The sequence below is a fragment of the Kitasatospora sp. NPDC059803 genome, assembly GCF_042732255.1.
GTDB lineage: Bacteria > Actinomycetota > Actinomycetes > Streptomycetales > Streptomycetaceae > Kitasatospora.
Map to the genome: position 1 here is coordinate 16,269 of NZ_JBHWIJ010000094.1, position 6,242 is coordinate 22,510.

Annotated in this window: 5 protein-coding genes; 2 read left to right on the forward strand and 3 right to left on the reverse strand. The window is 73.4% G+C overall.

Annotation, left to right across the window (positions count from 1 at the left end):
* Nucleotides 1–183 precede the first annotated feature (183 nt).
* Complete coding sequence (locus ACFV6I_RS17335; protein WP_380426107.1) at nt 184–687, reverse strand: GNAT family N-acetyltransferase; 504 nt, start codon at nt 685–687, stop codon at nt 184–186.
* Nucleotides 684–2,009: a DUF6271 family protein gene (locus ACFV6I_RS17340; RefSeq protein WP_380426109.1), complete on the reverse strand. Its 1,326-nt coding sequence runs from the start codon at nt 2,007–2,009 to the stop codon at nt 684–686. The genes ACFV6I_RS17335 and ACFV6I_RS17340 overlap by 4 nt, the downstream gene beginning before the upstream one ends.
* Nucleotides 2,010–2,383: 374 nt before the next feature.
* Here ACFV6I_RS17340 and ACFV6I_RS17345 point away from each other — a divergent pair, with 374 nt between their 5' ends.
* Together ACFV6I_RS17345 and ACFV6I_RS17350 are read left to right on the forward strand one after the other, a co-directional pair.
* Entirely contained in the window at nt 2,384–3,583 is a 1,200-nt protein-coding gene (locus ACFV6I_RS17345; protein ID WP_380426111.1) for a peptidoglycan-binding protein, read from the forward strand.
* A gap of 96 nt (nt 3,584–3,679) precedes the next feature.
* Nucleotides 3,680–4,687: an MsnO8 family LLM class oxidoreductase gene (locus tag ACFV6I_RS17350; protein WP_380426113.1), complete on the forward strand. Its 1,008-nt coding sequence runs from the start codon at nt 3,680–3,682 to the stop codon at nt 4,685–4,687.
* A gap of 74 nt (nt 4,688–4,761) precedes the next feature.
* On the opposite strand, the gene ACFV6I_RS17355 is transcribed toward ACFV6I_RS17350, so the two are convergent.
* Nucleotides 4,762–6,242: APC family permease (locus tag ACFV6I_RS17355; protein ID WP_380426115.1), on the reverse strand; the 1,481-nt coding region annotated here is incomplete at its 5' end.

Sequence of the window (6,242 nt, forward strand, 5' to 3'; positions counted from 1 at the left end):
CCCCGCCCCCGCCCGCCCGAGCGCCTCGCCCTGAGCGCGTCCCACACCACTACTCCGTCAGTCGTGGTCGCGCACACGCCCACCCCCCGCCCCCCCCCCCCCCCCCAACCCCTCGACGGGGTGAGTGCCGCAGCCCGGACTACTCCGGACGAGTGGACGAGTGGACGAGTGGACGAGTGAAGGTCAGCCGGCCGCCACCGGCATCGACATGTAGACGGCGCGCTTGCCGTAGCAGGCCGGCACCGTCACCTCGCGGTGGGCGCGGTAGCCGAGCAGCCGCAGCAGGATGTCGGTGCCGCGGACCGCGACCATGGAGATCCGCTCGAAGCCCTGCTCGGACGCCTGCTCCCGGAAGTGCCGGATGAACCCCAGCGCGACCTCCCGGCCGCGCAGGTCCTCGGCGATCACCAGGTCGTGCACGTGCAGGTTGTCCGACGCGAACACCGCCTCCTCCGGCTGGTCGAGGCTCGGGCAGCGCAGCGGCGGGTACGGCAGGCTCAGCAGGTAGCCGCGGACGGTGCCGTCCTGCTCCAGCACGAAGCAGGTCCGCGGCGAGGCGAGGGCGCGGGACTGCAGCGCCTCCCGGCCCTCCGACAGGCCGTCGGCCGCGTAGGCGTCGTGCTCCAGTGCGACCACGGCGTCCCAGTCGCCGTCGGCCAGGAGCCGGATCCGGAGGTCCTCGCTCACCCGGCCGCGACCTCCGAGGCGGTGCCGAGCCCTTCCGCGCGGGAGGCGGCCACCAGCGCCGCCCAGGCTCCCATCAGCACCGCCCAGCGCTCGGCGTCCTCCTGCGCCTCGTCCAGGAGCTGCTGGCGCTGCTCGGCCACCGCGTCGGCGAGCTCGGTGTACTTGCCGCCCAGCTTGCGGTAGGAGCGGTCCAGGACGTCCAGGCAGTGCTCGTTCCCGGCCCGGTCCCAGTCGACGCTGCCCCGCACCAGGTCGAGGATCGGCTCGATCTTCAGCCCGTGCCGCTCGTCCAGTAGCTCGCGGCCGAGGTCGATCATCCCGCCGTAGACCGGGTACAGGTACAGCATCGAGAGCAGGAACTTGACGAACCGCATCTGGTAGGAGATGAAGCCGGCGCCGATGCGGCGTTCGGGCGTGTAGTAGTTGACGATGTGGCGGTTGTGGACGACGCCGGGCAGCCGGGAGTGGACCATGGCGTGCAGCAGGGCGTAGTCGCTGCCGATGGTCTTGACCGAGGGCAGCAGCGGCAGCACCTCGTAGGCCCGGTGGTCCAGGGCGATGTTGCACATGTAGACGTCCCAGATGTCGGGCACGCCGAGGACGGATTCGTCGGTGGTGAACGGCTCGGAGCCGGCGCCCTTGAAGGAGACGTCCACCATCGCGTCCCGGTCCTCCTCCGGCCACACCGGCGGGGTCCACAGGCGCACCACGTCGCGGTAGATGTCCGGGTCCAACTCGTGGATCTCGCTGATGTCCACGTTGAGTTCGCCGATGAAGGAGCCGCTGACCAGCATCACCGGCTTGTCCGCGTCGGCCGGGTCGAGCTCGGAGCGGGTCACGCCGGCTGCCGCCTCGCCGGCCGGTCGGCCGATCGAGAGCAGCTCGTGGTGGATCGGGAAGATCTTCCGACCGTCGACGACCTGGAAGTCGGCGTCGTCGTTGCGCAGGTGCGCCGAGGTGCAGCCCAGGGCGGCCGCGCCCAGGAAGAGCCGGTTGACGCAGGAGCCGTACGCGACGGCCGGCGGGAGCATCATGTCGAGCAGCAGTCCGGGGTCGGCGGCGCCGGAGCGCTCGGCGACCCGGCGCAGGAACTCCCGCTGCTGCGCGTTGCCGAGGTGGTGGACGACCACGCCGGGGGTGGGCTCCAGGGCGGCCACGGCGCCCGCGTTCTTCGCGAACTGGACGGCGTCGGTGGTGTCGAGGATGAGGAGGTGCACCTCGACGTCGAAGTTCGCGACGGCGTAGGCCGCTTCCTCGGCGAGTTCCACGATGGTGTCGGGGCAGGATCGCATGGTGGGCAGGGCGAGGCAGACTCGTTGCATAACGGTGGAATCTCCGTCGGTTCGTCAGAATCGTGGCGGTGATGACGGTATGAGTGCTTTTCGCGCACCACCGTGGACTAGACCAGTTCCGAAGTCAACGATTGACAGAGCGGCTGCGGCGGGGTGGAATGCGCCCCCGCCCGACGGCTTTCCGGAGCCTCTCGGGCTTCCTTCCGGGCAGGGCGGAGCGCGGGTCCGGCGGCACGCGGCGCGGGCCCCCGGGTCCGTACGCGAGGACGAATTCCCGTTACATATCCGAACGGGCGCGCGAGCATGGGTGGTTCATTGCCGTGTATTGCGCCGTTGGGGTCAATCCGGAGGGCGAACCTGCCGATACCCGCAACGACGTCCGTTCGCCGCCTGGAGGAGACCGCATGTCCGACCTGTGGCTGCCCGGTGCCGAGATCCACGACCTCGGCGACCACGCGCCGACCGACCAGCAGTACCCCCCGAGGGCCATCGCCCACATCACCTGGGACCGCAACGCGACCGCCGCCGTGCCGCAGGACTGGTGCACCTACGAGGACCTGGTGAGCTACTTCACCGGCAGCGGCGCCGGCGACGCGCCACACCTCATCTGGGACCCGTTCAGCGGCCGGATCGCCCAGCTGTTCCCGGCCGACTCCCGCTCGAAGAGCCTGCTCAGCCCGACGACGAGCCCGACCCGCACCAACCGGGCCGGGCGCGTGGTGATCCAGATCGAGGCGGTGTTCTTCCCCTACTGCACCTACCAGGGCACCGTGTACGCGCGGCTGGTCGACACCCCGTGCGCGGGCTGGGACCGGATCCACGCCTGGATCGCCTCCTGGGGCGTGCCCGACGTCTGGCCGATGGGCCGCCCGGCCGACTTCACCAGCCACCGCGACGAGCAGGTGTGGGAGGCCAGCGGCGGCTGGTACGCACACGCCCACGTCCCGTTCAACGACCACACCGACCCCGGCTCCTGGCCCGACTTCACGGCCGGCCCCGGCACCCCGATCCCCTCGCCCTCGCAGCACCCCCCGGTGCCCCCGGCGGACCCGGCCCCGGCCCGGTACCAGACCACCATCAACGGCCTCCCGTACGGCTACGGCGCCCAGGGCTACCAGGTCACCGTGGTCGGCCGGGGGCTCGTCGCCCAGGGCTTCGGCGCCCACTACCGCTCCGGCCCCGGGCCGAACTGGAGCGACGCGGACACCGAGAACTACGCGGACTACCAGCAGAGCCTGGGCTACTCCGGCCAGGCGGCGGACGGCGTGCCGGGGGAGAGCTCGCTGCGGCGGCTGCTCGGCTACCTGCCCGGGCCCCGGACGGTGTCGCTCGCGCACATCGTGGCGGCCGCCCGCACCGACCCCGGCGCCGAACAGGGGCACCGGACGTACGGGGCCGAGGCGGCGATCGTCGAGCAGGCCCTGGCGGACGAGGGGCTGCTCGAACAGCGCTGGGTGGACGGCTCGTTCGGCAGCCTGACGGTCACCGCCTACGCCGGGTGGCAGCGCCGGTGCGGGTACACCGACGCCGCCGCCGACGGGATCCCCGGGCAGGACTCGCTACACCGGCTGGGCGCGGCACAGGGCTTCGCCGTCACGGACTGACCGGGACCCCTCCGTACCCGGGGCGTGGCGGCCCGTCCGTACCGGGAGCGTGGCGGTGGGGGAATGCCCGGCTCGGCGACGGGCGTTGTCCACCGCGTGACCAGCGCTGCGCCCATCACCAGGCTCTCCGTCCTCGACCGCTCCCGGACCAGACGGGGCGAGGAGCCGGCGCAGGCGCTGCGGGACACGGTGGCCTTCGCCCGCGAGGCCGAGCGGCTCGGGTACCACCGCTTCTGGGTCTCCGAGCACCACGGCGTGCCCGGGGTCGCGGGATCGGCGCCGACGGTGCTCGCCGCGGCGGTGACGGCGGCCACCACCCGGATCCGGGTCGGCACGGGCGGGGTGATGCTGCCCAACCACCAGCCCATGGTGGTGGCCGAGCAGTTCGGGGTGCTCGCCTCGCTCTTCCCCGGCCGGATCGACATGGGGCTCGGCCGCTCGGTCGGGTTCACCGACGGCGTCCGGCGGGCGCTGGGCCGGGAGAAGGACTCCGCGGACGACTTCGGCGCCCAGCTGGCCGAACTGCTCGGCTACTTCGACGGCTCGCAGCGGGCCCACCCCGGCGTCCACGCCCGCCCGGCCGAGGGCCTGCGGGTGCCGGCCTTCGTCCTGGCCACCGGCGCGGGCGCCGACCTGGCCGCCGACGCCGGGCTGCCGCTGGTCATCGCCGCCGCCCGGGGAGAGGAGCGGATGCTCGCGGCGATCGACCGCTACCGCAGCCGGTTCCGCCCCTCGGCGCAGGCCGCCGAGTCGTACGTGGTGGTCTCGGGCACGGTCGCGGTCGCCGAGAGCGCCGACCGGGCCCGGGAGCTGCTCGTCCCGGAGGCGTGGTCCGGCGCGTACTCCCGCACCCACGGCGAGTTCCCGCCGCTGGAGCCCGCCGCCGAGATCCTGGCCCGGCCGATGAGCCCGCGCGAGCAGGCCGCCTACGAGCAGTCGCTGAAGGGCCACATCGCGGGCACCCCGGGGCGGGCCGCCGCCGAACTCGCCGCCCTGGTGGCGCGCAGCGGCGCGGACGAGTTCCTGGTCACCACCAGCACCTACGACCGCGCCGCCCTCCTCGACTCCTACCGGCTGCTCGCCGAGGCGGTCGGCCAGGCCTGAAGGCCGCCGGCCGGGTGTGCGGCGGTCGGGCCAGGCCTGAGGAGGTGGGCCGGCCCTGCGGCGGCGCCGCCCGCTCAGCCCGCGTCGACCTCCGACGTCCCGAGCCGGGCGTACACCTCGGGCCGCCGCGCCCGCAGCCGCAGCGCGATGGCGACGCCCGTCAGGAACACCACCGGCACGATCGCCACCAGCGGCCAGTTGACCTCCGGCCCGGCATTGGTGAACAGGTCGAGCCGCCACACCACCAGTGCCGTCGCCCCGCACAGCAGCACGGTGGCGGCGACCGGCGCCACGACCGTCCGGAACACCCCGGCGCTCGCGGCCGCCTCGCGATTGCGGCGGAAGAAGGCGTACACGGACAGCCCGGCGAGCGCCTGCAGCACCAGGATGCCGACCACGCCGGGGGAGTTCACCCAGAGGAAGAACTGGTTGTACGGGTCGGCCCCGATCAGCGCCGCCACCACGACGGCCACCGCCGCCAGCACCGACTGCGCGATGCCGCCGATCCACGGGGAGCCGTGGCGCGGGTGGACCCGGCCGAGTGCGGCCGGGGCGGCCTGCTCGGTGGCGAGGGCGTAGCCGTAGCGGGTGATGGTGTTGTGGAAGGCGAGCAGCGCGGCGAGCAGGCTGGTCACGATCAGCACCCGCTGGAGGTCGGTGGCCCAGGCGCCGACGTAGTCGGTCATCGCGGTGAAGAACATCCCGGCCGGGTCGGCGGTGGCGGTCGCGACGGCCTCGGTGGCGCCGAAGGCCTGCACGATCATCCAGGTGATGAAGGTGTAGAAGAGGCCGAGGAAGGCGATCGCCGCGTAGGTGGCGCGCGGTACCGTCCGCCGTGGTTCGCGGGCCTCCTCGCGGTAGATGGCGGTGGCCTCGAAGCCGATGAACGCGGCGAAGGAGAGCCCGAGCACCCCGCCCATGCCCCCGGAGAACACGTTGTGCGGGGCGAACGAGGACAGGTCGAGCCCGTGCGCGCCGCCGCGCACCAGCACCGCCACGGCGAGCACGAGCAGGATGCCGGTCTCGGCGATCAGCAGCGCGCCGAGCACCTTGGCGCCGAGGTCTATCGAGCGGTAGCCGAGGAGCCAGACCACCGCGACGCCGAGCAGCGCCCAGACCGGCCAGGGCAGGTCCAGGCCGAGCAGGTCGGCGGCGGTGGTGTGGGCGAAGAAGCCGAAGGCGCCGTACATGCCGATCTGGATGGCGTTGTACGAGAGCACCGCGAGCAGCGCGGCGCCGAGCCCGGCGGGGCGGCCGAGGCCGCGGGTGACGTAGGCGTAGAACGCGCCGGCGTTGCGGATGTGCGCGGTCATGGTGGTGAAGCCGACCGCGAAGAGCGCCAGGATGACGCCGGTGGCCAGGTAGGCGACGGGCGTGCCGATGCCGCCGAAGGCGATCGCGAACGGTGCCACGCCGGCCATCACGGTCAGCGGTGCGGCGGCGGCCACGACGAAGAAGACGATGTCGCCGGTGCCGAGCACGCCGCCTTCCAGGCGGGCGGGGCCGGTGGAGCCGGCGGCTGCGGTGCCGGGCCCGGGGGTGGCGGGCCCGGCGC

Coding starts and splice junctions, on each gene's coding strand:
- ACFV6I_RS17345 (WP_380426111.1), top strand. CDS start 2,384: ATGTCCGACCTGTGGCTGCCCGGTGCCGAGATCCACGACCTCGGCGAC.
- ACFV6I_RS17340 (WP_380426109.1), bottom strand. CDS start 2,009: ATGCAACGAGTCTGCCTCGCCCTGCCCACCATGCGATCCTGCCCCGAC.